Source organism: Mesorhizobium sp. M7A.F.Ca.US.011.01.1.1 (assembly GCF_003998295.1).
Taxonomy (GTDB): domain Bacteria; phylum Pseudomonadota; class Alphaproteobacteria; order Rhizobiales; family Rhizobiaceae; genus Mesorhizobium.
The window spans coordinates 41,224-64,324 of the sequence record NZ_RZRT01000028.1; the positions used below are offsets into that span (position 1 = coordinate 41,224).

The window sequence follows — 23,101 nt, forward strand, 5'->3', positions numbered from 1 at the left end:
CGATGGCGGGTCCGGGCGACAACGCGCGCAACAAGTCGAAGACGGGTTCTGAAGCCGACAGCTTCAAGCGCGCCGTCACCGTCTGCATGCGCGCCATCGCCGGCGACAAGGAGCTGGAGGTCGGCTTCGCCAAGGACCGGCCGGCGCTCGCCGGCAGCCGTGCGCGTCTGCCAGAATTGCCGAAGAAGGCGTCGAAGACCGATATCGCGATCACCCGAGGCCTCGGCGATTCCATGGCGCTGAAGCGCGCCTGCCACGATGTGCGCATCCACACCAAGCTGGCGCCGGAAGGCAAGGCGGCCCGCGCCATCTATGACGCGGTCGAACAGGCTCGCGTCGAGGCGATAGGCTCACGCGCCATGCAAGGCGTCGCCGACAATATCGGCTCGATGCTGGAGGACAAATACGCCAAGGCCAATCTCGTCGACGTCAAGGACAAGGCCGACGCGCCGATCGAGGAAGCACTCGCCCTGATGGTGCGAGAGAAGCTCACCGGCCGTCCGATCCCGAAAAGCGGCGAGCGGCTGGTCGAACTCTGGCGCCCTTGGGTCGAGGAAAAGGCCAAGGCCGATCTCGACGGGTTGTCGGCCAAGCTCGGCGACCAGCAGGCGTTCGCCCGGGTCGTGCGCGAGATGCTCGCCTCCATGGAAATGGCCGAGGAGCTCGGCGACGACCAGGAGACGGAAGATTCCGAGGACAATGACGACAACCAGCCGCAAGGCGAGGAGCAGAGCGAGGAGGGCGGCGAAGAGGATTCCGGCTCCGAGCAGTCGCAGTCCGAGGACGCCGAAGCTTCGGCCGATGACGAACAGTCGGCCGAGACCGAAGCCTCCGACGCCACCGCGGACGACCTGTCCGACGATGACGACGCCGATGCCGAAACGCCCGGCGAGGCGCGCCGCAACGACAATCCCTTCACCAATCTGCCGAAGGAGATCGACTACAAGGTCTTCACCACGGCTTTCGACGAGACGGTCGGCGCCGAGGAGCTGTGCGAAGAAGAAGAGCTCGACCGGCTGCGCGCCTTCCTCGACAAGCAGCTGGCCAATCTGTCCGGCGTCGTCGGGCGGTTGGCCAACCGGCTGCAGCGTCGCCTGATGGCACAACAGAACCGCTCCTGGGATTTCGACCTGGAAGAAGGTTACCTCGACCCGGCAAGGCTGGTGCGGGTCGTCATCGACCCGATGCAGCCGCTGTCGTTCAAGCAGGAGCGCGACACCAAATTTCGCGACACGGTGGTGACGCTGGTGCTCGACAATTCCGGCTCGATGCGCGGCCGGCCGATCACGGTCGCGGCAACCTGCGCCGACATATTGGCCCGCACGCTGGAGCGTTGCGGCGTCTCGGTCGAGATCCTCGGTTTCACCACGCGGGCCTGGAAGGGCGGGCAGGCGCGCGAGAAATGGCTGAAGGACGGCAAGCCGCCGAATCCTGGCCGGCTCAACGATCTGCGCCACATCATCTACAAGTCCGCCGACCATCCGTGGCGGCGGGCACGGCGCAATCTCGGCCTGATGATGCGCGAAGGCCTGCTCAAGGAAAATATCGACGGCGAGGCGCTGCTGTGGGCGCACAACCGGCTGATCGCCCGGCCCGAGCAGCGCAAGATCCTGATGATGATCTCGGACGGCGCGCCGGTCGACGATTCGACGCTGTCGGTGAATCCGGGCAATTATCTCGAGCGCCATCTGCGCGCCGTCATCGAGCTGATCGAGACGCGTTCGCCGGTGGAACTGCTGGCCATCGGCATCGGCCACGACGTCACGCGCTACTACCGCCGCGCTGTCACCATCGTCGATGCCGAGGAACTGGCCGGCGCCATGACCGAGCAGCTGGCTTCGCTGTTCGCCGAGGAAAGCGCGAAGGATACGCGACGCGGCGGTGGTATGCGGCGCGCCGGATGATTTCCAGGCGCGGCGGCTTTCAGCAGACGCTTTTCGCCGCCGTCGCCCTGCTTTCCGGCGTGGCTTCGGCGGCAGCCGGTTCGGCCGACTCTGGTTCTGTCGAACCGGTCGAAATCTCGGCCCGCCCGATCACCGAATTCCACATTGGCCGTGCCGGCAAGCAGTTCGGCCCGTTCGAATTCGTCGGCGGGCTGGAGATGACCTCGCCGACACGCGATTTCGGCGCGCTGTCGGCCTTCCGCTTCCTGAAAGCCGGCGGTGACTTCATCGGCGTTGCCGACACCGGCTTCTGGTTCTTCGGCACGGTGGTCCGCGACGCGGAAAAGCGACCCTCCGGCATCCAGAATTTCCGCATGCAGCAGATGGTCGACCAGACCGGCCGGCCGATCGACAGGAAATGGGAGGTCGATGCGGAAGGTCTCGCGGTCAAGAACGGCATCGCCACCGTCGGCTTCGAGCGCAGCCACCGCGTCGCCCAGTTCAAGATCGACCCCAACGACATGAAGGCACCCTTCAAGCCGCTTGATTTCGCCGTTCCGGCCCGCGAGCTGCGCCAGAATCGCGGCTTCGAGACCGTCACCCACGCCAATGCCAACGGCCAGCATGAGGGCGGCCTGGTCGTGGTCTCCGAGAAGAGCCTGGACAAGGCCGGCAACATCTATGCCGCCATCATCGAAGGACCGCACAAGGGCGTCTTTACCGTCAAGCGCAATGGCGATTTCGACATCACCGACGGGGCCTTCCTGCCGGACGGCGACCTATTGCTTCTGGAGCGCAGTTTCTCGATGGCCAGCGGCGTCAAGATGCGGCTGCGGCGCATCTATGGCGAGAGCGTCGAGAAGGGCGCGATCGCCGACGGGCCGGTGCTGCTGGAGGCCGACATGGGCTACCAGATCGACAATATGGAAGGGCTCGACGTCTGGGTCCGCGACGACGGCGCGCTGATGGTGTCGCTGATCTCCGACGACAACCACTCGATCCTGCAGCGCAACCTCTATCTGGAATTCATTCTCCACCAGGATTGAGCCCGCCGGCTTTACGTCCTGGTGGCGATCCAGATGACATGGCGGGCGCCACGCTTGCCGTTGGCGCGCGTACTGACCTCTTCGACCCCGAAGCCTGCCTGCTTCAGCCGCCGCGTGAAGCCGCTGTCTGGGCCTTGCGACCACACTGCCAGCACGCCGCCGGGTTTCAGGGCGCTGCGTGCGGCTGCGAGGCCTTGCACGCTGTAAAGTGCGTCGTTGGATTTGTGGACGATGCCTTCCGGGCCATTGTCGACATCGAGCAGGATGGCGTCCCAGGCTGCGGGCTCAGACCGTATCAGCTGCCCGACATCGGTCTCCCGGATGGTGACGCGCGGATCGTCGAGACAGCCGCCAAAGATTTCGGCCATCGGGCCACGCGCCCAGGCAACGACGGCCGGCACCAGTTCGGCGACGACGATTCCGGCATCATTGGCCAATTCTGTGAGTGCGGCGCGCAAGGTAAAACCCATGCCAAGCCCACCGATCAGGATTGTGGGCCGGCTATGGCCGGCAATCCGCTCGCAGGACAGTTTTGCCAGCGCTTCCTCGGAACCGCTGAGGCGGCTGTTCATCAGCTCGTTGGTGCCCAGCATGATCGAGAATTCGGTGCCGCGCCGCTTGAGGCGAAGTTCTTGTGCGCCATCCGGGGTCTTCGCCGAATCGAGCTGGACCCACGGGATCATGATCTTTGTCCGACCATGATCTTTTCCGAAAACCGGGTCCCACTTTTCGGGATCATGGCTTAAGCCGCAACCGCCGGCTGGCTCCAGCGGGCGGCGAGCAGACGGTAGGGGATCAACGCCACGACGGCGATGATCAGTTTCACCGAGAGATCGCCAAGCGCCCAGGAAATCCAGCGCATCGCCTCGACATGGAAGACGCCCATCAAAGGTGCGCTTTCCAACGCAAAGCCGTCGTTTGGTCCGGCGAAGGCAAAGGCAGCCGAGAAAGCGACGGTGAAGAACACGGCGGTGTCGAACACCGACCCGACCAGCGTGCCGATGATAGGCGCGCGCCACCAACTCTGCCGGCGCAGCCGGTTGAAGACGGTGACATCGAGCAGTTGCGCGCTTAGGAACGCCGCTCCGGACGCGGCCGCGATACGCACCAGCCGGTCGGCGGCGGTCTCGAATTCGATCAGGCCATGGCGGAACAGGAAGGGCGGTACAAGGATCGAGCAGATCACCGCCGTCATGAAGCCGACAAAGACGATCCGGCGCGCCACAGTGGGTCCGTAGCGGCGGTTGGCGAGGTCGGTGACCAGGAACGAGAAAGGATAGGTGAAGGCGCCCCAGGTCAGCACGTCGGCCAGCGAGAGGCCGCCGATCTGGCCCTGCATCGGGAATTGCACGAGAATGTTCGATGCCACGACGACAAGCGCCATGGCGGCCACGAATGGCAAATACCGCGAGAAGGAAGTCATTTTTTTATCCTGGGTAATGGAACCAGCCAAGCACCATGCCCATGCGGGCGATGCTTGCCTTCGTATGTGGGCACCGGATTGCCAAAACCTTGCGGCTTCGATCCGATGCTCAGGCCAACAAGATGTTGGCCAGAGGCCAACAAGAGGTCGGCCAGGGCGGTCGTCCCCCGCCTTTGAACTGTTTTAAGCGGCAGCCTGCTCGGCGGTCTTCTTGGCGATCTGCTTTTTCAGCAAACGGGCGCGCTGCGACAATTCCTTGACGTCGGCCTTGGCCAGGAAGGCGTCGAGGCCGCCGCGATGTTCGACCGAACGCAGCGCGTTGGCCGAAATGCGAAGACGCACGTTCTGGTTCAGCGCTTCCGAAATCAGCGTCACATTGACGAGGTTCGGCAGGAAGCGGCGCTTGGTCTTGTTGTTGGCGTGGCTCACATTGTTGCCGGACATGACTGCCTTGGCAGTGAGTTCGCAGGTGCGGGACATGGTTCTAACCTTCAGTTCTCGGGTCTGCCAAACACTCAAGCCCACGCCGGGTGGCGCGCGGTTCTGGTCAGGCGGCCTTATGGAAAAAGTTGGCGTTCCATAGTTGCATTTCGCCGAGGCGTCAAGCTCCGGCTTGCCCACGGCGCGCCCGGCATTTTCATATTAAGGCCGGAATTCATCCTATAAGCGGTTCCATAGGGACATGCCAGACCGGAGTTGCCCGCCTCCGGCCGAAAATCAAGGACCCGATCCCGCCATGCTTCGTTCGCCACATGCCCTTGCCGCCATGCTTGCCATAGCCTTGCCGTCCGCCGCGTCTGCTGCCTCGCCGCAGTCGTTCAAGGGCGAATACACGGTGTCGTTCCTTGGTCTTTCGATAGCGAGATCAACGTTTTCCAGCAGCTATGAGAACGGCGCCTACGCGATCCAAGGCAGTGTCACCGCGGCCGGTCTCGCCAAGCTGTTCGACGACACGCGCGGCACCATCTCGTCCAAAGGCACGATTGCGGGCAAGAAGATGGTGCCGCAGGCATTCCGCGCCGATTACACCTCCGGCAAGAAGGCATCGGTGGTCGATATCCGCTTTGCCAATGGCAGGGTCACCTCGACGAAGGTCGTACCGGCACCGGGCAAACGCGACCCCAAGAACTGGGTGCCGCTCGGTGCCGGCGATTTGGCGTCGGTGCTCGATCCTATGGCCGCCACCGTCATTCATGCCGACAGTCTCGACCAGGTCTGCGGCCGCACGGTGAAGTTCTATGACGGCGAGATGCGTGCCGACCTGACGTTGACCTACGCGTCGAAAGGCACGATCTCGGTCCCGGGCTACAAGGGCGACACCGTCACCTGCCAGATGGGCTTCGAGCCGGTGGCGGGTTATCGCAAGGGCCGCAAGGCGCTCAACTATCTCAAGAACAAAAGCCGCATGATGGTGACGTTTGCACCGCTCGGCCAAACCGGCGTATATGCGCCGATCCATGCCACGGTGGGCACGCAGATCGGCACCTTGACCATCAGCGCCGGGCGTTTCGAAGCCGTACAATAGCCAGGCGCAGAATTGGCGCGCCACTGGAGACAGAATGGGGCGCGCAACACTGATCGGCTTTTCGGCGGTCGCCATGTGGGCGCTGCTCGCACTGCTCACCGATGCGTCGGGCCAGGTGCCGCCGTTCCTCTTGTCGGCGATCACCTTCTCGATCGGCACCGGCGTTGGGCTGGTCGCGCGGCTGTTCATGCCGGCACCCGACAAGAGCCAGAAGATACCGCCGCAGGTGTGGCTGATCGGCATTGCCGGCCTGTTCGGCTACCACTTTTTCTATTTCACCGCGCTGCGCAATGCGCCGGCGGTGGAGGCGAGCCTGATCGCTTATCTGTGGCCGCTGCTGATCGTGCTCGGCTCGGCGTTGATGCCGGGCGAAAAACTTGCCTGGAACCATATCGTCGGCGCGCTGCTCGGCCTTGCCGGCACCGTGCTGATCGTCACCAAGGGTGGCGGGCTGGCCTTCGACGCCCGTTACGTCTTCGGCTATGCCATGGCTGCCGTCTGCGCCGTGCTGTGGTCGTCCTATTCGTTGTTGTCGCGGCGCTTCCCGTCGGTGCCGACCAGCATCGTCACCTGGTTCTGTGCTGCCACCGCGGTGCTGTCGCTCGCCTGCCACCTGGCGCTGGAACAGACCGTTCTGCCCGTCGGCGCCGGCCAGTGGCTGGCGGTGCTTGGCCTTGGCCTGATGCCGGTCGGCGCTGCCTTCTATGCCTGGGACATCGGCGTCAAGCGCGGCAACATCCAGGTGTTGGGTGCCGCAAGCTATGCCGCACCGCTGTTGTCGACGCTGGTGCTGATCGCGGCCGGCGTCGCCGAGCCGTCGCTGCGCATCCTCGCCGCCTGCGTGCTCATCACCGGCGGTGCGGTGCTCGCCGCAAAATCCCTGTTCCTGCGCAAGCCGGCTGCGGTCGAGAGCGGAGCCGCGGCATCCGAAAACAGAGCCGGGGCATCCGAAGGCGGAGCCCAGGCATCCGAAGGCGGAGCCAAGGCATGACGATGCCGTTTGCGGGCGGCATCGACGCCAATGCCAATGCGACACTGATTTTTTCGCTGGCGGCGGCGGTGATCTATGCCTTCACGCTTGGCATGCCGCCAACGCTGGCCCGCTCGGCCGCAAAGACGCTCGCCGTGGCGATGCTCGCCGTGCTGGCGGCGCTGCAAGGCGGCCCGCTGCTGCTGGTCGCCGCGCTCGCACTCAGCGCCGTTGGCGACGCCTTCCTGTCACGCGACGGCGAAAAGGCCTTTCTCGGCGGGCTGGCCAGTTTTCTTGTCGCTCACATCGTCTATGTCGCGCTGTTCCTGCGCAGTGGTGGCGGGTTGGGAGTGCTTGGCGCCGAGCCGTGGCGCGGAGCGATCGCGCTCGCCATGGCGGTGTTCGTGGTCATCGTGCTGGCGGCGCTGTGGCGTCGTGTCGGTCCCAGCCTGCGTATCCCGATCACCGTGTATATCGCGGCGATCCTGGCAATGGGCATCTCGGCGCTGACAACCAGCAATATGTGGGTGATCGGTGGCGCCGTGCTGTTCATGGTATCGGACGGGCTGCTCGCCACGGAGAAATTCCTTGTCGCCGCCATCTCGCCCCACCGCGCCTGGATGCGCTTCGCCGTCTGGGCGCTGTACTACGCCGCCCAGTTCGCGACCACGCTAGGCTTCCTGCTAAATTAGGGTTCTTGCCAAGTTAGGATTGTCCAGGCTGCCAGCCGGGCGCCGCCAGTTCAAAGGCTGCAAACTCGAAGCCCGGCGCGACGGTGCAGCCGACCAGCGTCCATTCGCCCAGGCTGCGCGCCGATTGCCACCAGCTCGCCGGCACGACGATCTGCGGCCGCTCACCGGCTGCGAGATCGATGCCGAGCACCTGTTCCACAACGGTGCTGCCTTCTTCCCACATCGCCAGCGCCAGCGGGGCGCCGGCATGGAAATGCCAGACCTCGGCGGCGTCCTTGACCCGGTGCCAGGCCGAAACCTGATGCTCCTCAAGCAGGAAATAAATGGCGGTCGAATGGCCACGCGCGCCGCCGGTGCCATCGCGAAAGGTCTCGGCATACCAGCCGCCTTCCGGATGCGGCTTCAGCCCGAGCGTCGCGATAATTTCTGCGGAGCTGGTCATGGCGACGATACCACCGGGCCTAGAAATTGTCCTTGCGCTTGCGGATTTCGGCAAAGACCTCGGCGTCCGAAGCTTTCTCCAGCCCCAGATGCTTGCGGATCGCCGGATCGTGCCAGCGCAGGAAGGGATTGGTCGACAGTTCCTCGCCGATCGTCGTCGGCAGCGTCGGCTTATTGTCGGCGCGCAGCTTTTCGATCTTGGCGGCGCGTTCCTTCAATGCCGAATTCGTCGGGTCGACGGTCAGCGCGAAACGGGCGTTGGCGAGCGTGTATTCATGACCGCAATAAATAACCGTTTCGGCCGGAAGCGCGGCCAGCTTCTTCAGCGAATCGTACATCACCGGCGGCTTGCATTCGAACAGCCGTCCGCAACCCAGCGCAAACAGCGTGTCGGCGGTGAACGCCACACCCGAAGCCGGCAAATAGTAGGAAACGTGGCCGGCGGTGTGGCCGGGCGTGGCGATGACTTCGATCTTTTCATCGCCAAGATGGAGGACCGATCCGTCTTCGACGGTCTCGTCGATGCCGGGGATCTTGGCCTTTTCCGCTTCCGGGCCAATGATGCGCAGCTTGAAGCGCTCTTTCAGCGCCAGATTGGCCTCGACGTGATCCATGTGATGATGCGTGGTCAGGATCATCGTCGGCGTCCAGCCGGTGCGCTTTATCGCGGCCAGGATAGGCGCTTCCTCGGGCGCGTCGATGATCGCGGTCTGGCCGCTTTTGGGATCATGCACCAGCACGCCGAAATTGTCGCTGCGGCACATGAACTGTTCGATTTCGACCGGCATCGCATCTCTCCGTTTATGGCCGCAGACATAGGGCGCCGGCGCGTGGATGTCATCCTGGATGTTGAAGACATCCTGGATGTTGAGCAACATTCCGGGACGTTGAACGACGTCCCGCAATGTCTAGTGACATTCCCGGAATGCCAGGTCGTCGCGGCCTGTTGTTGAAACCCGCCGATATCGCGGCTACATCCCTGCCATGCATTCCGACATCGTCGATCTTCGCTCCTTCTATTCGACAACACTCGGCCGTTTCGCCGAGCGTTCGATCACCATGGCGTTGTCGTCGATATGGGCGGTCGTGCCCAACGAGCGGCTGGTTGGTCTGGGCTACACCTTGCCGTGGCTGGAGCGGTTCGGCACCGATGCCGAGCGGGTCTTTGCTTTCATGCCGGCGACGCAAGGCGCGGTGGTGTGGCCGGCGACAGGGCCAACGGCGACGGCACTGGTCTTCGACGAGGAACTGCCGCTGGTCGATTCCTGCATCGACCGCATGCTGCTCGTCCATTCGCTCGAACATGTCGAGAACCCGCGTGAGACGCTGAACGAGATCTGGCGCGTGCTGTCGCCGGCTGGCCGGGTGGTCATCGTCGTGCCCAACCGGCGCGGTGTCTGGGCGCGCTTCGAGCACACCCCATTCGGCAATGGCCGGCCCTTTTCGCGCGGCCAGCTCACCGAATTGCTGCGCGAGGCGAATTTTACGCCCGCCGCCTGGTCCGATGCGCTGTTCTTTCCGCCGTCGAGGCGCCGTTTCATGATGCGCTTCCACAATGTGCTGGAGCGCGCCGGCCGGCGGCTGTGGCCGATCTTTTCCGGCGTCATCGTCGTCGAGGCGCAGAAACGGCTCTATCAAGGCGTGCCGGTGGCGCAGCGCGCATCGCGCCGCGTCTTCGTGCCGGTGCTGTCGCCACATGGCGCCACCCGGCTTGGCCGTCACAAAGCCGATGCCAAGCCGTCGGCTGCGCAAGTGACGGCTTCGTGATCGCGGCAAGCGTGCCTGACGTCGTTTCCCTGCCTATCTGTCGCAAGCGGACCGACAGCCCATCCGGCAGCCCATACGAACGCCTGTCAAGTTTCTCCATCCGGTTTCAGCACTGACGCAAGGACCTCGGCCATGGCTGATCAACCGGACAATGCCGCCGCCGTTCAGCCGGTTGCCGTGGCGGTCGAAGCCAGCAGCCTGCGCGATCAGGTGATGACGATCCGGCGGGCGCTGGCGGGATCGCCGGTTCGCAAATGGTTGCAGTGGACATCGGTCGGCATCATGGCCGTGATCATCGCAACGTCGATCGGCCAGGTTCTGCTCAACCGCTGGAACCAGCCTTTCTACGATGCGCTTGCGCGCCGCGACATGGCGGCCTTCCTGCACCAGCTCCTCGTCTTCGCGATGATCGCCGGCGGGCTGCTGGTGCTCAATATCGGCCAGACCTGGCTCAACCAGATGATCAGGCTCAAACTGCGCGAGGCGCTGACGCTGGATCTGATCGATCAGTGGATGCGGCCGGCGCGCGCCTTCCGGTTGGCCAATGCCGGCGCCATCGGCGTCAATCCCGACCAGCGCATGCAGCAGGACGCCGCGCATCTGTCCGACCTGTCAACCGATCTCGGCGTCGGCCTGCTGCAGTCGTGCATCCTGCTGGTGTCCTTCGTCGGGGTGCTGTGGGAGCTGTCCTCGGGCTTCGTGTTCCACATCGGCGGGACCTCGCTGGCCATACCGGGCTACATGGTCTGGGCCGCCATCCTTTACGCCGGCATCGCCTCCTGGCTGAGCTGGCTAGTCGGGCGCCCGCTCATCCGCCTGAACAGCGACCGCTATACACGCGAAGCCGAGCTGCGCTCCTCGATGGTGCGCGTCAACGAGAATGTCGATGCCATTGCGTTGTATCATGGCGAGGCCGACGCCAGGCGGCGGCTCGAACTCGATCTCGGCACGGTGCTGGGCGCCATGCGGCGCATCTACACCGCCCAGATCAACCTGTCCTGGGTGACCGACACCTATGGCTGGATCACCGTCGTGGCGCCCATACTGGTCGCTTCGCCGGTCTATTTCTCAGGTGATATCAGCTTTGGCGGGCTGATGATGGCGGTCGGCGCCTTCAACCAGGTCCACTCCTCCTTGCGCTGGTTCATCAACAACATCGGCAGTATCGCCGATTGGCGCGCCACGCTGATGCGCGTGGCCGATTTCCGCATCGCGCTCGATGAAACCGATGCGCTGCATGACACCGAAAAGCGCATCGCCTTCGGCCAAAACGTCAATGGCAGCCTGACTTTCGAGAAGCTCGAAGTGGCCTCGCCGGAGGGTTGCACCAGACTCGCCGACCCGCATGTCGAAATCCGCCCCGGCGAGCGCGTGATGATCACCGGCGACCCCGGTGCGGGCAAGACGCTGTTCTTTCGTGCCATTGCCGGCCTGTGGCCATGGGGAAGCGGCCGGATCGGCCTGCCGGCGGAAGAAACCCCCATATTCGTGCCGCGCGTGCCTTATTTTCCGGTCGGCACGTTGCGCGAGGTCCTCGATCACCCGAACGGGCCCGCGCCGGCGAACGATGCCGACATTTCGGCGGTGCTGGCCGAGGTCGGTCTGGGACGGCTATCCTCGTCGCTCGACCGCGCCGGGCGTTGGGACCATGAGTTGGGCGATGACGAACAACGCTCGCTGGCCTTCGCCAGGCTCGCGTTGCGGCAGCCGAAATGGGTGATCATCGATGAGGCGCTGGATGCGTTCGACGGCCCATCGCTAAGACGCGTGCTGTCGATGCTCGAGAAGCGTTTGCCGGGGACAGCGATCCTCAACATCGGGCGCGGCCAGCACAACAACCACTTCTTCCCGCGCGCGTTGACGATCGTCAAGGATTCCGGTGCGCCAGCCCTGAAGCCCGCCCGCGTCAGGGCCGGCGCGATCGAACCGCCGCCAGCCGCCGCTCGTCGCAAGAAATGAGTTGATATCCGGGCGAGGGAGGCAAAGCTTTATTTTGCCGTGATCGCGAGGGAAGCTCCTCGGGAGAAACAACCCTGGCGACGGCCATGCTTGATGCTCTGCGCCTGCTTGCCTGTCTTGCCTGCGCCCAGGCTGCCCCGGCCGCCTCGCCGCCGGATGAGCTCGCCGTCGACGTCGAGCTGGTGCTGGCGGTCGACATCTCGCTGTCGATGGACGAGAAGGAGTTCGCCCTGCAGCGGGCCGGTTATGTCGAGGCGCTGCGGCATCCCGACTTCATCAAGGCTGTCCGCGCCGGCGCCACGGGCCGCATAGCGCTGACCTATTTCGAATGGGCCGGCACGGTGCGCGACGACGCGGTCATCGGCTGGCAGATTATCGATAGTGCCGAGAGCGCCAACAGCTTTGCCGACAAGGTCGCGGCTCGTCCGTTCCGCAGCTTTCGCGGCACTTCGATTTCCGGCGCGCTGGCCTTCGGCGCCGAGCTTTTCGACCGCACGTCTTTCCAGGGCGAACGCAGCGTCATCGACATTTCGGGCGACGGACCGAACAATATCGGGCCGCCAGTCACCGCGACGCGTAATGCGGCGACTGCCAAAGGCATCATCGTCAACGGCCTGCCGATCCTGATCAGCCCGTCGCCCACCTTCAGTCATCTCGACCAGTATTATGCGCAGTGCGTGATCGGCGGGCCCGGTTCCTTCGTGCTGCCTATCTATGCCGCCGCCGAGTTTTCGACAGCCATCCGGCGCAAGCTGCTCCTGGAAGTGAGCGGCATTCAGGACGAGGTGAGAAGTATCCCCGTCGACGCGGCGACACCGATAGACTGCCTGCAAGGCGAACGGGACAGGCGGTTTCTATCGGATCCGTATTTTCCCGAACTTGACCGTTGAGCTCTCGACAGAGGGGTTAACGCGATCCGGAGGAAAAACCGTTCCACAATTTCCCGGAATCCCTATCGGTTTAAGCGGGCCGGGCACCAAATTGATTGCGAAACTCGTTGGAGAGATCGCGGCGCCAGCGCCGGCCATGGACATAGCCTTGCATCAATTCCGGTAGCGAATAGCCAAGCGTTTTGGATGAACGGTTGGCCATGTAGCCCTGAAATGCCTCCGGTATCCTGCCTCGCAGGATGTCGGCGATGAGCTGCCGCGAGATCATGTAAGGCGGAATGTGCGGGTAGGCATGGGCAATATGCGGATGTTTGCCCATCAGGTTCGCATAGGCCTCGACATAGCCGTCACGGCGGCCGGAAATCGAGTTCTCCGAATTGTATTTCGTCCAGTCCAGATCCCTGGACAACTGCGCACCGAAGCGCCGGGCAAGGCGCAGCAGCAATTCGCGATCCTGCATGCGGGTGATGTCGCTGTCGTAGCCGCCGATGGCCAGCAAGGCTTCGCGGCGAGCCGTGATCGCGGAGCCGGCGATGAAGATGGTCTGCCCAACCAGCGTCCGCTCCAGCATTGCGGGGCTCACGAACGCCTCGGGGTTGACGCAGTTTGTGATGCGATTGCCTTTCAGGGACACGAACGAACTGATCAGCACTTGCAGTGCAGGATTCTCATCGAACCAGGTCAGGGTTCGTTCAAGCCGGTGCGGCATGTAGATGTCGTCGGAATCGAGGAACGTCACCAACGGTGCCCGCGCGCGCTCGATGCCGGCATTCCTGGCTGCGTTGGCGCCTCGCCATTTCGCCCCGACATAGATCAGCCGCGGGTCCTGGATACGGGCCAGCGCCGCTTCGGTTCCATCGGTCGAACCATCGTCGACGACAATGTGCTCAAGCCTCGACATGCTCTGGGAGAGTACGCTTTCCACGGCGCGCAACACCGTTTCGCGTCGGTTGTGGGTCGGCGTAATGACCGTGATGAGAGGTGTCGGTTGGATGGTTTTGCCCATTTTGACCATAGTGCTTCAGCTATGTCCCACGTAGAGGGGCACGTTTTCAACCTCGTCCCGAACCAGCCGAAGGGCCATGGCCGCTTGTGCACAAAAAACCAGCGCGCAAAAGACCAATCCGACGATCAGTGCAAACGGGATCTGCCATGCCGGCATTCCGAGCCGAGTTGCATGCGTCAGAATACGCACGCCCACTTTCCAGGACGTCGAAAACCAACGTCTTGTCGCCTTCAGCACTCGCGCGGCTTGGGATGGCGATGCCAGTGCCACATATTTCCGGTCCGCATCGCGCCCGGTGACCAGGGCACGCCAAAAGAAAAAGCGCCAGCCGCGCGGAGGATAATGGCTGGCCCGGGCATCGACCCTGACAAAATCATGCCCGCTTGCTCGTAACTGGCTGGTGAGCAACGTGCAAGAAACCTTGAATCCATTGCTGGCCGGAAAGGGATGGGCGGCTAACCAGCTTCTGCGGAAGGCGCAATTGTTAGCGTTCATCGCGCGCTTGGAGGCAAAGCGCCGATCACCATCACGCAGCGGGAAGAACCACAGAAGCGCAAAGGTCCGCGACGCGAAATCGTCACAGCCGAGATAGGTGTAACCGTTCACGGCGATTGTCTTCGGGTCCTGGAATGGTTTGAGAAGTGCCGACAGCCAGCCGTCTTCGATCACTGTATCGGAATCGCAGAAAATGACGATGTCGCCCTTGGCCAGCGCGGCGCCTGCGTTCTTGATCTCATAGTACCGGCCGCCTGTGCAGGCGCTGAAGACCGTATTCGCAACGACGCCAAGTTGCGGAACAATTTCGGTGAGACGATGCCGCAGAATCGGTGTGTCCGTATCTGGTCCGCTGTGAACGACAATGACCTCCGGTTTTAGGTATTGACCGGTTGTCGTCACGGCTTCTATTTCCCGTGCCAAAGCACTCAACGAAACGCCGATCTCATCTTCATTGATGGACTTGGCGTTTTCCATTTCGACAACGATCGAATAGGTCAGGTTCCCCGCTCCGTGCTTCGCTCGGCATCGCGTCCAGCGTGACGCTACAAAAAACATACTCCCGTGTCATCATCTGGTTGCAAAGTTCAATCCGTCCGCAACCACGAATTCGCAACCTTGCGTCTCAATGGCAACACCCTTGCGGGCCGGGAGACTGGAAACCGCCTCAGGATCGCGCAGGCCGATTCGTCTTGATCGCGTCCATCTCATTCTTATTACTTATGGGGTAATCGAATTCTGTCACGACCCAATCTATGCCTGTGGAGCCGGCAATCGGCTTAGATTGAAAGGGAGTGCACTTATGACCGCTTACGCCGTCGCCCATATGCGCCAAGCCACGATGGCCCCGCAGATCGTCGAATACCTGCACAAGATCGATGCCACGCTGGAACCTTTCGGCGGCCGTTTTCTGGTCCATGGCGGCGATGTCGAGGTGATTGAGAACAACTGGCCGGGCCATCTGATCATCATCGAATTTCCCGACAGGCAGCATGTGCATGGCTGGTACAATTCGTCCGCCTACCAGGCGATACTGGCGCTGCGCACGGACAATTCGGAGGCCGATGTGGTGTTTGCTGACGGCGTCGAACATCCGCACAAGGCCACGGACATCCTCGAATAGCTTGCGGCTACTGCCGTTTCAGCAAGAACACTGCCTGCTGGCCGAAGAAGTTCCAGAACCACCACGGCATGGACAGGCCGATCTTCTGGCCGTTGGCGTCGAGAGCGGTTGCCTTCTCGACGGTCGCGCCGAGCTCGTCGCACAGATTGACGAAGTCGCGGATGGTGCAGAAGTGGATGTTGGGCGTGTCGTACCAGGAATAGGGCAGATCCTTGGTCACTGGCATGCGGCCGTTGACGAACAGTGACAGACGCACACGCCAATGGCCGAAATTGGGGAAGGAGACGATGGCGCGATTGCCGATCCTGAGCAGTTCGTCGAGCACCAGCTTCGGGTTGCGGGTGGCTTGCAGCGTCTGCGAGAGGACGACGAAGTCAAAACCCTTGTCGGGATAGAATTCGAGGTCCTTGTCGGCATCGCCCTGGATGACGCTGAGGCCGCGCGCCACGCACTCGTTGACGCCACGCTGCGACAACTCAAGTCCACGGCCGTCGACCTGCTTGGTGTCCTGCAACAACTCAAGCAGCGAGCCGTCGCCCGAGCCGACGTCGAGCACGCGCGACTGTGGTGGGATGAGGTTGGCGACGACTTCAAGGTCGACGCGCTGGTCGAAATTGACGTTCATGATGAGAGCCCTCTTGCTCGTGCCGCCGAGCCGATGAAGCCGTTAATGGCGGCGAACAATTCCGGCTCGTCGAGCAGGAATGCGTCGTGGCCGCGGTCGGTTTCGATCTCTACGAAGGATACCGATGCTCCGGCGGCGTTGAGCGCATGCACGATCGAGCGGCTCTCCTCGGTCGGAAAAAGCCAGTCCGAGGTGAACGACACCAGGCAGAAGCGGGTCTTGGTGCCGGCAAAGGCGTCGGCCAGCCGGCCGCCATGGTCGGCGGCGAGGTCGAAATAGTCCATCGATCGCGTCATGTAGAGGTAGGAGTTGGCGTCGAAGCGATCGACGAAGGTCATGCCTTGGTGGCGCAGATAGCTCTCGATCTGGAAGTCGGCGTCGAAGCCGAAGGTCAGCGCTTCGCGGTCCTGCAAATTGCGGCCGAATTTCCGGTGCAGGGCGGCTTCCGAGAGGTAAGTGATGTGGGCCGCCATGCGCGCCACCGCCAAGCCCTTTTCCGGGCGTTTGCCGTGCTCGAAATATTTGCCGCCATGCCAGTCCGGATCGGCCATGACAGCCTGCCTGCCGACCTCATGAAAGGCGATGTTCTGCGAGGAATGGCGCGCGCCGGTGGCGATCGGCAGCGCCGAGAAGACGCGCTCCGGATAGCTCGACGCCCATTCCAGCACCTGCATGCCGCCCATCGAGCCGCCGAGCACGCAGAACAGTTTCTCGATGCCGAAATGGTCTATCAGCATCTGCTGCGCCCGCACCATGTCGCGGATGGTGATGATGGGCAGGTCGAGCCCATAGGGCTTGCCGGTGGCGGGGTTGGTCGAGGCCGGGCCGGTGGACCCAAGACAACCGCCGATGACGTTGGAGCAGATGACGAAGAAGCGGTTGGTGTCGATGATCTTGCCGGGGCCGATCAGCACTTCCCACCAGCCCGGCTTGCCGGTCACAGGATTGGTGCTGGCGACGTGCTGGTCGCCGGTCAGCGCATGGCAGACGAGGATGGCGTTGGAGCGGGCGTCGTTCAGCGTGCCATAGGTCTGGTAGGCGATCTGGAACGGCGACAGCAGCGTGCCGGCGTCCAGCTTGAGCGGCTTGTCGGAGCCAAAACGCAAAACCGGGCTCGACGGTTGGTCGACCTCGTTGTTGGTTTTGCGGGCACGCAGAACGGCCATGACATCCATCTCACACTTTGAGCCCACGCATCGCGCTTGTTGAAAGTCGATGCCGATACGGGTGTCCGGCCGGCGCGGACAACAAAAAATCGGCATTGCGGTCGCAAAGCCGGTTACAGGATGCAAACGGCCCTTTAGCAAGTTGTTTAACGTGGCTGCAAGCCGACCGGCCAAATCACCACGGAAGTTCGGACCTCTTCTAGGGCTGTGGCGCGCCGGCGTCAACGGCCAGCTTTGGGCGGTGGCTGTCGCCTCTCGACATTGCAGGCCATGGCTTGTATTTCCGCTGCGGCTTCCCTCAGGAAGCGTTCTCGACGGATTTTGCGACATGAGCCAGACACCGGACCAGGCACGTCCAACCCCGCGCGCGGGCATCATGGACATAGACGCCTATGTGCCGGGCAAGAGCACGGCGCCCGCGGGCGTCGCCAAGGTTCACAAGCTGTCCTCGAACGAGAATCCGCTAGGGCCCTCGCCGAAAGCGATCGAAGCCGCGCGCGAGATTGCCGGCAAGCTCGACATCTATCCCGACGGCACCGCCAGGCGGCTGCGCGAAGCGATCGCCGAGGTGCACGGCCTCAACCCGCAGAACATCATCTGTTCCAACGGTTCCGACGAGATTCTCGGCTTGCTGGCGCAGACCTATCTGGCGCCCGGCGACGAGGCCGTCATCACCGAACACGCCTTTATGGTCTACAAGATCTACATCCAGTCGGCGGGTGCCGTTCCGGTGACGATCAAGGAAAGAGATGAGCGCGCCGACATCGACGCCATCCTGGCCGCGGTCACGCCGCGCACCAAGATCGTGTTCCTGGCCAACCCCAACAACCCGACCGGCACCTATGTGCCGTTCCAGGAGGTGCGACGGCTGCATGCGGGCTTGCCAAGGCACGTGCTTCTGGTGCTCGACGCGGCCTATGCCGAATATGTCCGCCGCAACGACTATGAGGCCGGCATCGAGCTGGTCAGCAGCGCCGAAAACGTGGTGATGACCCGCACCTTCTCCAAGATCGGCCTTGGCGGGGCGCGGATCGGCTGGATGTACGCGCCGATGCACATCGTCGACGCCATCAACCGCGTGCGCGGGCCGTTCAACGTCAATGCGACGGCGATCGAGGCCGGCATCGCGGCGATCCGCGACCGCGCCCATGTCGAGCGCAGCGTCGCGCACAACGAGACCTGGCTGGCCTGGCTCAGCGAGGAGTTCACAAAGCTTGGGCTGCGGGTGACGCCAAGCGTCGGCAATTTCATCCTCATTCATTTTCCTGACGACCAGAAACATTCCGCGGCGGCGGCCGACGACTATCTGACGGCGCGCGGCTATATATTGCGGCGCGTTTCCGGCTACGGCTTTCCCAATGCGCTGCGCATGACCGTCGGCACCGAAGAGGCCAATCGCGGCGTTGTCGCCGCTCTCACGACATTCCTGAAAAGCTAAAACACCATGACATCACCGATGTTTGAAAAGATCGCTCTGGTCGGCATCGGCCTGATCGGCTCGTCGCTGGCCCGCGTCATCCGCCGCGAGGGCCTCGCCCGCCATGTTGCCATCTCGACCCGCAGTGCCGCGACGCTGGCGCGGGCCGAGGAGCTTGGGCTGGGTGATATCTACACCACCGATGCGAGAGAAGCGGTCCGCGATGCCGACCTGGTCATCATTTCGGTGCCGGTCGGCTCATCCGGCGCGGTTGCCGAGGAAATCGCGCCGGCGCTGAAGCTGGGTGCGATCCTCACCGATGTCGGTTCGACCAAGGCGTCTGTCATCGCGCAGATGCAGCCTTATGTGCCTGAAGGCGTCCATTTCATTCCCGGCCACCCGCTGGCGGGCACGGAAAAATCCGGCCCCGACGCCGGCTTCGCCGACCTGTTCGACAATCGCTGGTGCATCTTCACGCCGCTGCCCGACACAGACCCGGACGCGCTGGAACGGCTGTCGGAATTCTGGCGCCGCTGCGGCGCCAACATCGACACCATGGATCCCCAGCATCACGACATGACGCTGGCCATCGTCTCGCATTTGCCGCACATCATTGCCTACAACATCGTCGGCACCGCCGATGATCTGCAGTCGGTGACCAAATCCGAAGTGATCAAATATTCGGCTTCGGGTTTTCGCGACTTCACGCGTCTCGCGGCCTCCGACCCTACCATGTGGCGGGATGTGTGCCTGCACAACAAGGACGCCATCCTCGAAATGCTGGCGCGGTTCTCGGAAGATCTGGCGTCCCTGCAACGCGCGATCCGCTGGGGGGACGGCGAAAAACTCTTCGACCTGTTCACCCGCACCCGTGCCGTACGCCGCTCGATCATCGAGGCCGGCCAGGATATCGACGTGCCGGATTTCGGCCGTCAGGCGGTCGAACACCCGGCAAAGACCTAAGTCTGTTTCAGACGGGCCAGGTCGCGGCAACCATGGCCAAAGTCTCGGCGCGGTCCGGGGCACCCAGCCTGCCGCCGAAGCGCAGGCATTTGAGCGCGGCGGCCGCACTGGCAAAGCGCAAAGCCTGCTCGACCGGCATGGCTTCCGCCAGCCCGACGGCGAAGGCGCCGTGAAAGACATCGCCGGCGGGCAATGTGTCGATCGCCTTGATCTTCGGTGCCGCGACGTGGCGCACGCAGCCTGCGCGACGGTCGTGCCACCAACTGCCCGCCGCGCCGCCTGTCACCGCGACAAAAGCGTCGGTGCGGCTGGCGAGATCGGCGCAAGCCGTTTCCGGATCGAGCGCCTGGCCGCAGACAATGCGCGCCGCCGGTTCCGAAGCGACGATGTGCGTGGCGAGCGGCAACAGCTGTTCCAGGATCTGCAACGGTGCGGTATCGGCATCGAGGATAGCCGGCCGGCCGATGGCGCGCGCCGCTCTCAGGGCAAGGGCTGCCGCACCTGGCCAGCGGACATCGACCAGTACGGCGTCGAATGCCATGAGGTCGGCGACCGGCAAGGCCTCGGGATCGGCCTGGGCAAGCCCGTCATAGAACGGCACGATGATGCGCTCGCCATGCGCGTCGACCAGGATCGAGGCCAGCGCCGAGCGGGCGCCTCTGACGCGGCGCACAAAGGTGCAATCGACGCCTTCGGCCTCGATGCCGGCGATGAGCTGGTCTGCGACGGCATCGTCACCCGCGCTCGCCCACAGCGATACCTCGGCCCCCAGGCGATGCGCGGCGCAGGCAGCACTCGTGGCCATGCCCGAGGCGATCTGGACGCCGTCGGAGGCAATGAATTTGCCTTGATGCACGGGCAGCGTCTCGACGCGCAGGATGGTGTCCAGCGTCAAAGCGCCAACGCTCAGCAGCTTCACGGGTCTTGCCATCGCAGCGCTATTCCACCGGCTTGATCTTGCCCAGCGGAATGAAGCCGAGCGAGGCCTTGCCCCTGACCACCTTCAGCGGCATCGACGGTTCGTTGCCGAGCACCGCCAGGGCAGCAAAGCCCTGCTCGATCTGGCTTTTCTGCTCGGGTATGGCGGCGCCGAGGATGACCGCCACCGCCTTCGGGTCCTTCAGCCTGATCATCAGGTCGGCGTTGACCAGGCCCTCGGCATCGACCGACAGCGGTCCCGACACGGTGATGCGCGCCGTCCCCGACGACAGGTCAAGGTTGCGGATTTCGATCGCCTGGCCACGGAGGCTCTTCACCTGCGTGCCGATCAGTGCGACACCGTTCTTCAATGTCACGTCGCCACTGGCGTCGAGCGCCGGAAGCACGCGCCCGCCAATCGCGTCGGGGTCGATCTCGAGATCGCCGAAACTGCCGAGATAGTCGATATCCTCACCGTTGGGCTGCAGTTGGCCGGCCGCCTTGCCGGCGCTGAACAATTGCACCGGATCGGTGTCGTCGGCGGGATCGGTCTGGCCGGAAAGACCCTCCGCCTGCAGCGAAATCCGCTGCGGCAGCGGCCACCACAATTTGAAATTGGCCTGCAGATTGTCCCAGTCTATCCACAGCGGCACCATGTCCGGAACGGAGGTCCTGAGCGGGCCGCGCAGATTGGCAACCGGCGACAGAGGCTGGATGATCTGGGCGGCTGCGTTGAAACTGCCGGCTGAAGCCGCAATGTTCTTGGCATCGTCCTCATAGGCGAGGTTGTCGCAGGAGACGGTAAAGCTCAAGGGATAGCCGCTGACCTGGAGATTGCCGCAGCCGGCCTCGACGCCATTCTTGTTGAGCGTGGCAACCGCCTTGTCGGCTTCGCTCCTGACGCGGTCAGCCAGATAGAACCAGCCGCCGCTGTAGAGGGCGAACAGCACGACGATGAATGCTGCAAGCCAGACCACACGGCGACGTTTGTTCGGCTGGCGTTCGTCACTTGACGTCATGCTTTGGCTCTCGTTAACGCATGGGTGTTGCGGACGGGTAGTCGATTCCGCCAGGTAGACAGACGAATAGTTAGACGGGACGGGCGGAAAAAACACCGGTCCGGGTGCGGTGTTGGCATCTTTTGCAATCAGGCGCGGCGATATGGGCGATTTTTGGGTGTTTGGCTATGGCTCGCTGATCTGGCGGCCGGGATTCGCGCATGTCGAAACACAACGTGCCCGCCTGCATGGCTACCGGCGCTCGCTCTGCGTCTATTCCTTCGTGCATCGCGGAACGCGCGAGCGGCCGGGGCTGGTGCTCGGCCTCGACCGTGGCGGGTCCTGCGTCGGCCTCGCATTCCGCGTTCCCGGTGACTTGCACGACGAGGTCATGGCCTATCTTCGCGAGCGCGAACTGGTCACCAATGTCTATCTGGAGCGCATGCTCAAGATTCGCCTCGACGGGGGCGGTACGGTCGACGCGGTGGTCTACATTGTCGACCGCCACCACGAGCAATATGCCGGAGCGCTCGACGCGGCGGATGCGGCGGCCGTGGTGCGCGGCGCGGTCGGCCAGTCCGGCAACAACGAGGACTATGTGCTGAGCACGCTTGAGCATCTCGAGGCGTTGGGCATCCGCGACCACTGGCTGGAGGATGTCGCCAGGCAGGTCGCGCCTTTGTGAAGCTGGCTCTGCGGAAAAAGGCGGCCAGGCCTTTGACCTCGTTCAGGCAAGACCTAGGTTAGGCTCCGACCCTCAGCCCGCGGGCGCCATTTGCCCGCCTCAACCATCCCGGAGATCCGCCTTGCAGAAACGTCGTCTCGGTCGCACCGACCTGACCATCGCGCCGCTGGTTCTGGGCGGCAACGTCTTCGGCTGGACCGCCGACGAGAAAACCTCGTTCGACCTGCTCGACCGCTTCGTCGGCGGTGGCCTCAACGCCATCGATACGGCGGATGCCTATTCGCGCTGGGTTCCCGGCCACAAAGGCGGTGAATCGGAAAACATCATCGGCAACTGGATGAAAGACCGTGGCAATCGCGACAAGGTCGTGGTGATCACCAAGGTCGGTTCGGATATGGGGCAGGGGCACAAGGACCTGTCCGCCGCATACATCGAAAAGGCCGTCGATGCATCGCTGAAGCGGCTGCAGACCGAGTTTATCGATCTCTATCTGTCGCATTGGCCGGACCCTGCAACGCCCTATGAAGAAACGCTTGGCGCCTACGAGAAGCTGCTCGCCAAGGGCAAAATCCGCTATGCCGGCTGTTCGAATCTCGACGCCGGCCAGTTGCGTGCCGCACTTGATGTGGCGAGCTTGCGCAGCCTGCCGCGCTACGAGGTGCTGCAGCCGGAATACAATCTTTACGATCGCTCGTCCTTCGATGGGCCGTTGCGCGATCTATGCATGGCCGAGGACATCGGCGTCATCACCTATTTCAGCCTGGCCAAGGGTTTCCTCAGCGGCAAATACCGCAGCGAAGCCGATCTCGGTCAAAGCCCGCGTGGCGGCGGGGTGAAGGACTATCTCAATGCGCGCGGCATGCGCATCCTTGCGGCACTCGACGCGGTTTCATCAAGGCATTCGGCCAAGCAGGCGGAAGTGGCGCTTGCCTGGGTTATCGCTCGGCCGGGCGTCACCGCGCCGATCGCCAGCGCCACCAAGCCTGAACAGATGGACAGCCTGATCAGGGCGGCGTCGCTGAAACTGACCGCCGACGACATGGCCGAACTCGACAAGGCGAGCGGCTGAAGCTCAGTCGCGACGCCTCGCACGAACGTCCAAGACGCCC

Annotated in this window: 24 protein-coding genes and 1 riboswitch; of the genes, 13 read left to right on the plus strand and 11 right to left on the minus strand. The window is 63.3% G+C overall.

The features are described from left to right. Positions 1 to 2 precede the first annotated feature (2 nt). Together cobT and EOA13_RS22725 are read left to right on the plus strand one after the other, a co-directional pair. Positions 3 to 1,904, plus strand: coding sequence for a cobaltochelatase subunit CobT (gene cobT / locus EOA13_RS22720; RefSeq protein ID WP_127295960.1), 1,902 nt, complete (start codon positions 3 to 5; stop codon positions 1,902 to 1,904). Further along, positions 1,901 to 2,929, plus strand: coding sequence for an esterase-like activity of phytase family protein (locus tag EOA13_RS22725; RefSeq protein ID WP_127295961.1), 1,029 nt, complete (start codon positions 1,901 to 1,903; stop codon positions 2,927 to 2,929). The genes cobT and EOA13_RS22725 overlap by 4 nt, the downstream gene beginning before the upstream one ends. A gap of 11 nt (positions 2,930 to 2,940) precedes the next feature. On the opposite strand, the gene EOA13_RS22730 is transcribed toward EOA13_RS22725, so the two are convergent. The 3 genes from EOA13_RS22730 to rpmB all read right to left on the minus strand — a co-directional run bounded on the left by EOA13_RS22730 (position 2,941) and on the right by rpmB (position 4,832). After that, entirely contained in the window at positions 2,941 to 3,612 is a 672-nt protein-coding gene (locus EOA13_RS22730; RefSeq protein WP_127295962.1) for a hypothetical protein, read from the minus strand. 59 nt (positions 3,613 to 3,671) lie between these two features. Further along, a complete protein-coding gene (locus EOA13_RS22735) occupies positions 3,672 to 4,352 on the minus strand; it encodes a queuosine precursor transporter (RefSeq protein ID WP_127295963.1) in 681 nt (226 codons plus the stop codon). A gap of 183 nt (positions 4,353 to 4,535) precedes the next feature. Continuing rightward, positions 4,536 to 4,832, minus strand: a complete 297-nt coding sequence (gene rpmB, locus EOA13_RS22740) for a 50S ribosomal protein L28 (RefSeq protein WP_013529373.1) — start codon at positions 4,830 to 4,832, stop codon at positions 4,536 to 4,538. Between the two features lie 256 nt (positions 4,833 to 5,088). Between rpmB and EOA13_RS22745 the strand changes: the two genes are divergently transcribed. From EOA13_RS22745 to EOA13_RS22755, 3 genes are read left to right on the plus strand one after another with little or no spacing between them, the layout of a single operon-like run. Further along, on the plus strand, positions 5,089 to 5,877 hold the full coding sequence (locus tag EOA13_RS22745) for a DUF3108 domain-containing protein (protein WP_127295964.1): 789 nt from the start codon (positions 5,089 to 5,091) through the stop codon (positions 5,875 to 5,877). Positions 5,878 to 5,911: 34 nt separating this feature from the next. Further along, positions 5,912 to 6,868, plus strand: coding sequence for an EamA family transporter (locus tag EOA13_RS22750; protein WP_127295965.1), 957 nt, complete (start codon positions 5,912 to 5,914; stop codon positions 6,866 to 6,868). Then, complete coding sequence (locus tag EOA13_RS22755; protein WP_127295966.1) at positions 6,865 to 7,539, plus strand: lysoplasmalogenase; 675 nt, start codon at positions 6,865 to 6,867, stop codon at positions 7,537 to 7,539. Before EOA13_RS22750 ends, EOA13_RS22755 begins: the two co-directional genes overlap by 4 nt. Before the next feature lie 13 nt (positions 7,540 to 7,552). On the opposite strand, the gene EOA13_RS22760 is transcribed toward EOA13_RS22755, so the two are convergent. Next, positions 7,553 to 7,981 carry a cupin domain-containing protein gene (locus EOA13_RS22760; protein WP_127295967.1) on the minus strand — a complete coding sequence of 143 codons (429 nt, stop codon included), beginning with the start codon at positions 7,979 to 7,981 and terminating at the stop codon, positions 7,553 to 7,555. 19 nt (positions 7,982 to 8,000) lie between these two features. Then, positions 8,001 to 8,768 (minus strand): hydroxyacylglutathione hydrolase, encoded by a 768-nt coding sequence (gloB, locus tag EOA13_RS22765; RefSeq protein ID WP_127295999.1) that lies wholly within the window; start codon positions 8,766 to 8,768, stop codon positions 8,001 to 8,003. Between the two features lie 196 nt (positions 8,769 to 8,964). Here gloB and EOA13_RS22770 point away from each other — a divergent pair, with 196 nt between their 5' ends. The 3 genes from EOA13_RS22770 to EOA13_RS22780 all read left to right on the plus strand — a co-directional run bounded on the left by EOA13_RS22770 (position 8,965) and on the right by EOA13_RS22780 (position 12,596). Beyond that, entirely contained in the window at positions 8,965 to 9,747 is a 783-nt protein-coding gene (locus tag EOA13_RS22770; protein WP_127295968.1) for a methyltransferase domain-containing protein, read from the plus strand. Between the two features lie 132 nt (positions 9,748 to 9,879). Next, positions 9,880 to 11,706 carry an ABC transporter ATP-binding protein/permease gene (locus EOA13_RS22775; RefSeq protein WP_127295969.1) on the plus strand — a complete coding sequence of 609 codons (1,827 nt, stop codon included), beginning with the start codon at positions 9,880 to 9,882 and terminating at the stop codon, positions 11,704 to 11,706. Between the two features lie 86 nt (positions 11,707 to 11,792). After that, positions 11,793 to 12,596 (plus strand): DUF1194 domain-containing protein, encoded by an 804-nt coding sequence (locus EOA13_RS22780; RefSeq protein ID WP_127295970.1) that lies wholly within the window; start codon positions 11,793 to 11,795, stop codon positions 12,594 to 12,596. Positions 12,597 to 12,666: 70 nt separating this feature from the next. On the opposite strand, the gene EOA13_RS22785 is transcribed toward EOA13_RS22780, so the two are convergent. Both EOA13_RS22785 and EOA13_RS22790 read right to left on the minus strand, forming a co-directional pair. Then, positions 12,667 to 13,602 carry a glycosyltransferase family 2 protein gene (locus EOA13_RS22785; protein WP_127295971.1) on the minus strand — a complete coding sequence of 312 codons (936 nt, stop codon included), beginning with the start codon at positions 13,600 to 13,602 and terminating at the stop codon, positions 12,667 to 12,669. Between the two features lie 15 nt (positions 13,603 to 13,617). After that, positions 13,618 to 14,574 carry a glycosyltransferase gene (locus EOA13_RS22790; RefSeq protein ID WP_245490452.1) on the minus strand — a complete coding sequence of 319 codons (957 nt, stop codon included), beginning with the start codon at positions 14,572 to 14,574 and terminating at the stop codon, positions 13,618 to 13,620. A 325-nt stretch (positions 14,575 to 14,899) separates the two neighbouring features. Between EOA13_RS22790 and EOA13_RS22795 the strand changes: the two genes are divergently transcribed. Continuing rightward, positions 14,900 to 15,220: a DUF1330 domain-containing protein gene (locus EOA13_RS22795; RefSeq protein ID WP_127295973.1), complete on the plus strand. Its 321-nt coding sequence runs from the start codon at positions 14,900 to 14,902 to the stop codon at positions 15,218 to 15,220. Between the two features lie 7 nt (positions 15,221 to 15,227). On the opposite strand, the gene metW is transcribed toward EOA13_RS22795, so the two are convergent. After that, entirely contained in the window at positions 15,228 to 15,845 is a 618-nt protein-coding gene (gene metW, locus EOA13_RS22800) for a methionine biosynthesis protein MetW (protein WP_127295974.1), read from the minus strand. Further along, positions 15,842 to 17,011 carry a homoserine O-acetyltransferase gene (locus EOA13_RS22805; protein ID WP_027038109.1) on the minus strand — a complete coding sequence of 390 codons (1,170 nt, stop codon included), beginning with the start codon at positions 17,009 to 17,011 and terminating at the stop codon, positions 15,842 to 15,844. The genes metW and EOA13_RS22805 overlap by 4 nt, the downstream gene beginning before the upstream one ends. A 114-nt stretch (positions 17,012 to 17,125) precedes the next feature. Next, positions 17,126 to 17,203, minus strand: a riboswitch (SAM riboswitch). 136 nt (positions 17,204 to 17,339) lie between these two features. On the opposite strand from EOA13_RS22805, the gene hisC reads away from it, so the two are divergent. Together hisC and EOA13_RS22815 are read left to right on the plus strand one after the other, a co-directional pair. After that, entirely contained in the window at positions 17,340 to 18,449 is a 1,110-nt protein-coding gene (gene hisC / locus EOA13_RS22810) for a histidinol-phosphate transaminase (protein ID WP_127295975.1), read from the plus strand. Positions 18,450 to 18,455: 6 nt separating this feature from the next. Beyond that, entirely contained in the window at positions 18,456 to 19,391 is a 936-nt protein-coding gene (locus tag EOA13_RS22815) for a prephenate/arogenate dehydrogenase family protein (protein ID WP_206535307.1), read from the plus strand. A 7-nt stretch (positions 19,392 to 19,398) separates the two neighbouring features. Here EOA13_RS22815 and EOA13_RS22820 read toward each other — a convergent pair whose 3' ends face one another. Further along, the gene (locus EOA13_RS22820; RefSeq protein ID WP_127295977.1) at positions 19,399 to 20,322 is read right to left on the minus strand and encodes a sugar kinase; all 924 of its coding nucleotides are present in this window, start codon (positions 20,320 to 20,322) and stop codon (positions 19,399 to 19,401) included. Between the two features lie 7 nt (positions 20,323 to 20,329). Beyond that, the gene (locus EOA13_RS22825) at positions 20,330 to 21,328 is read right to left on the minus strand and encodes a DUF2125 domain-containing protein (RefSeq protein ID WP_127295978.1); all 999 of its coding nucleotides are present in this window, start codon (positions 21,326 to 21,328) and stop codon (positions 20,330 to 20,332) included. Positions 21,329 to 21,470: 142 nt separating this feature from the next. On the opposite strand from EOA13_RS22825, the gene EOA13_RS22830 reads away from it, so the two are divergent. Together EOA13_RS22830 and EOA13_RS22835 are read left to right on the plus strand one after the other, a co-directional pair. Further along, positions 21,471 to 21,992 carry a gamma-glutamylcyclotransferase gene (locus tag EOA13_RS22830; RefSeq protein ID WP_127295979.1) on the plus strand — a complete coding sequence of 174 codons (522 nt, stop codon included), beginning with the start codon at positions 21,471 to 21,473 and terminating at the stop codon, positions 21,990 to 21,992. 121 nt (positions 21,993 to 22,113) lie between these two features. After that, positions 22,114 to 23,061, plus strand: a complete 948-nt coding sequence (locus tag EOA13_RS22835; protein WP_127295980.1) for an aldo/keto reductase — start codon at positions 22,114 to 22,116, stop codon at positions 23,059 to 23,061. The last annotated feature ends 40 nt before the right edge of the window (positions 23,062 to 23,101 follow it).

What these genes read in the sequence shown, in the direction of transcription:
- cobT (WP_127295960.1), top strand. Translation starts at nt 3, where the DNA reads ATGGCGGGTCCGGGCGACAACGCGCGCAACAAGTCGAAGACGGGTTCT.
- EOA13_RS22725 (WP_127295961.1), top strand. Translation starts at nt 1,901, where the DNA reads ATGATTTCCAGGCGCGGCGGCTTTCAGCAGACGCTTTTCGCCGCCGTC.
- EOA13_RS22730 (WP_127295962.1), bottom strand. Translation starts at nt 3,612, where the DNA reads ATGATCCCGTGGGTCCAGCTCGATTCGGCGAAGACCCCGGATGGCGCA.
- EOA13_RS22735 (WP_127295963.1), bottom strand. Translation starts at nt 4,352, where the DNA reads ATGACTTCCTTCTCGCGGTATTTGCCATTCGTGGCCGCCATGGCGCTT.
- rpmB (WP_013529373.1), bottom strand. Translation starts at nt 4,832, where the DNA reads ATGTCCCGCACCTGCGAACTCACTGCCAAGGCAGTCATGTCCGGCAAC.
- EOA13_RS22745 (WP_127295964.1), top strand. Translation starts at nt 5,089, where the DNA reads ATGCTTCGTTCGCCACATGCCCTTGCCGCCATGCTTGCCATAGCCTTG.
- EOA13_RS22750 (WP_127295965.1), top strand. Translation starts at nt 5,912, where the DNA reads ATGGGGCGCGCAACACTGATCGGCTTTTCGGCGGTCGCCATGTGGGCG.
- EOA13_RS22755 (WP_127295966.1), top strand. Translation starts at nt 6,865, where the DNA reads ATGACGATGCCGTTTGCGGGCGGCATCGACGCCAATGCCAATGCGACA.
- EOA13_RS22760 (WP_127295967.1), bottom strand. Translation starts at nt 7,981, where the DNA reads ATGACCAGCTCCGCAGAAATTATCGCGACGCTCGGGCTGAAGCCGCAT.
- gloB (WP_127295999.1), bottom strand. Translation starts at nt 8,768, where the DNA reads ATGCCGGTCGAAATCGAACAGTTCATGTGCCGCAGCGACAATTTCGGC.
- EOA13_RS22770 (WP_127295968.1), top strand. Translation starts at nt 8,965, where the DNA reads ATGCATTCCGACATCGTCGATCTTCGCTCCTTCTATTCGACAACACTC.
- EOA13_RS22775 (WP_127295969.1), top strand. Translation starts at nt 9,880, where the DNA reads ATGGCTGATCAACCGGACAATGCCGCCGCCGTTCAGCCGGTTGCCGTG.
- EOA13_RS22780 (WP_127295970.1), top strand. Translation starts at nt 11,793, where the DNA reads ATGCTTGATGCTCTGCGCCTGCTTGCCTGTCTTGCCTGCGCCCAGGCT.
- EOA13_RS22785 (WP_127295971.1), bottom strand. Translation starts at nt 13,602, where the DNA reads ATGGGCAAAACCATCCAACCGACACCTCTCATCACGGTCATTACGCCG.
- EOA13_RS22790 (WP_245490452.1), bottom strand. Translation starts at nt 14,574, where the DNA reads ATGGAAAACGCCAAGTCCATCAATGAAGATGAGATCGGCGTTTCGTTG.
- EOA13_RS22795 (WP_127295973.1), top strand. Translation starts at nt 14,900, where the DNA reads ATGACCGCTTACGCCGTCGCCCATATGCGCCAAGCCACGATGGCCCCG.
- metW (WP_127295974.1), bottom strand. Translation starts at nt 15,845, where the DNA reads ATGAACGTCAATTTCGACCAGCGCGTCGACCTTGAAGTCGTCGCCAAC.
- EOA13_RS22805 (WP_027038109.1), bottom strand. Translation starts at nt 17,011, where the DNA reads ATGGCCGTTCTGCGTGCCCGCAAAACCAACAACGAGGTCGACCAACCG.
- hisC (WP_127295975.1), top strand. Translation starts at nt 17,340, where the DNA reads ATGAGCCAGACACCGGACCAGGCACGTCCAACCCCGCGCGCGGGCATC.
- EOA13_RS22815 (WP_206535307.1), top strand. Translation starts at nt 18,456, where the DNA reads ATGACATCACCGATGTTTGAAAAGATCGCTCTGGTCGGCATCGGCCTG.
- EOA13_RS22820 (WP_127295977.1), bottom strand. Translation starts at nt 20,322, where the DNA reads ATGGCAAGACCCGTGAAGCTGCTGAGCGTTGGCGCTTTGACGCTGGAC.
- EOA13_RS22825 (WP_127295978.1), bottom strand. Translation starts at nt 21,328, where the DNA reads ATGACGTCAAGTGACGAACGCCAGCCGAACAAACGTCGCCGTGTGGTC.
- EOA13_RS22830 (WP_127295979.1), top strand. Translation starts at nt 21,471, where the DNA reads ATGGGCGATTTTTGGGTGTTTGGCTATGGCTCGCTGATCTGGCGGCCG.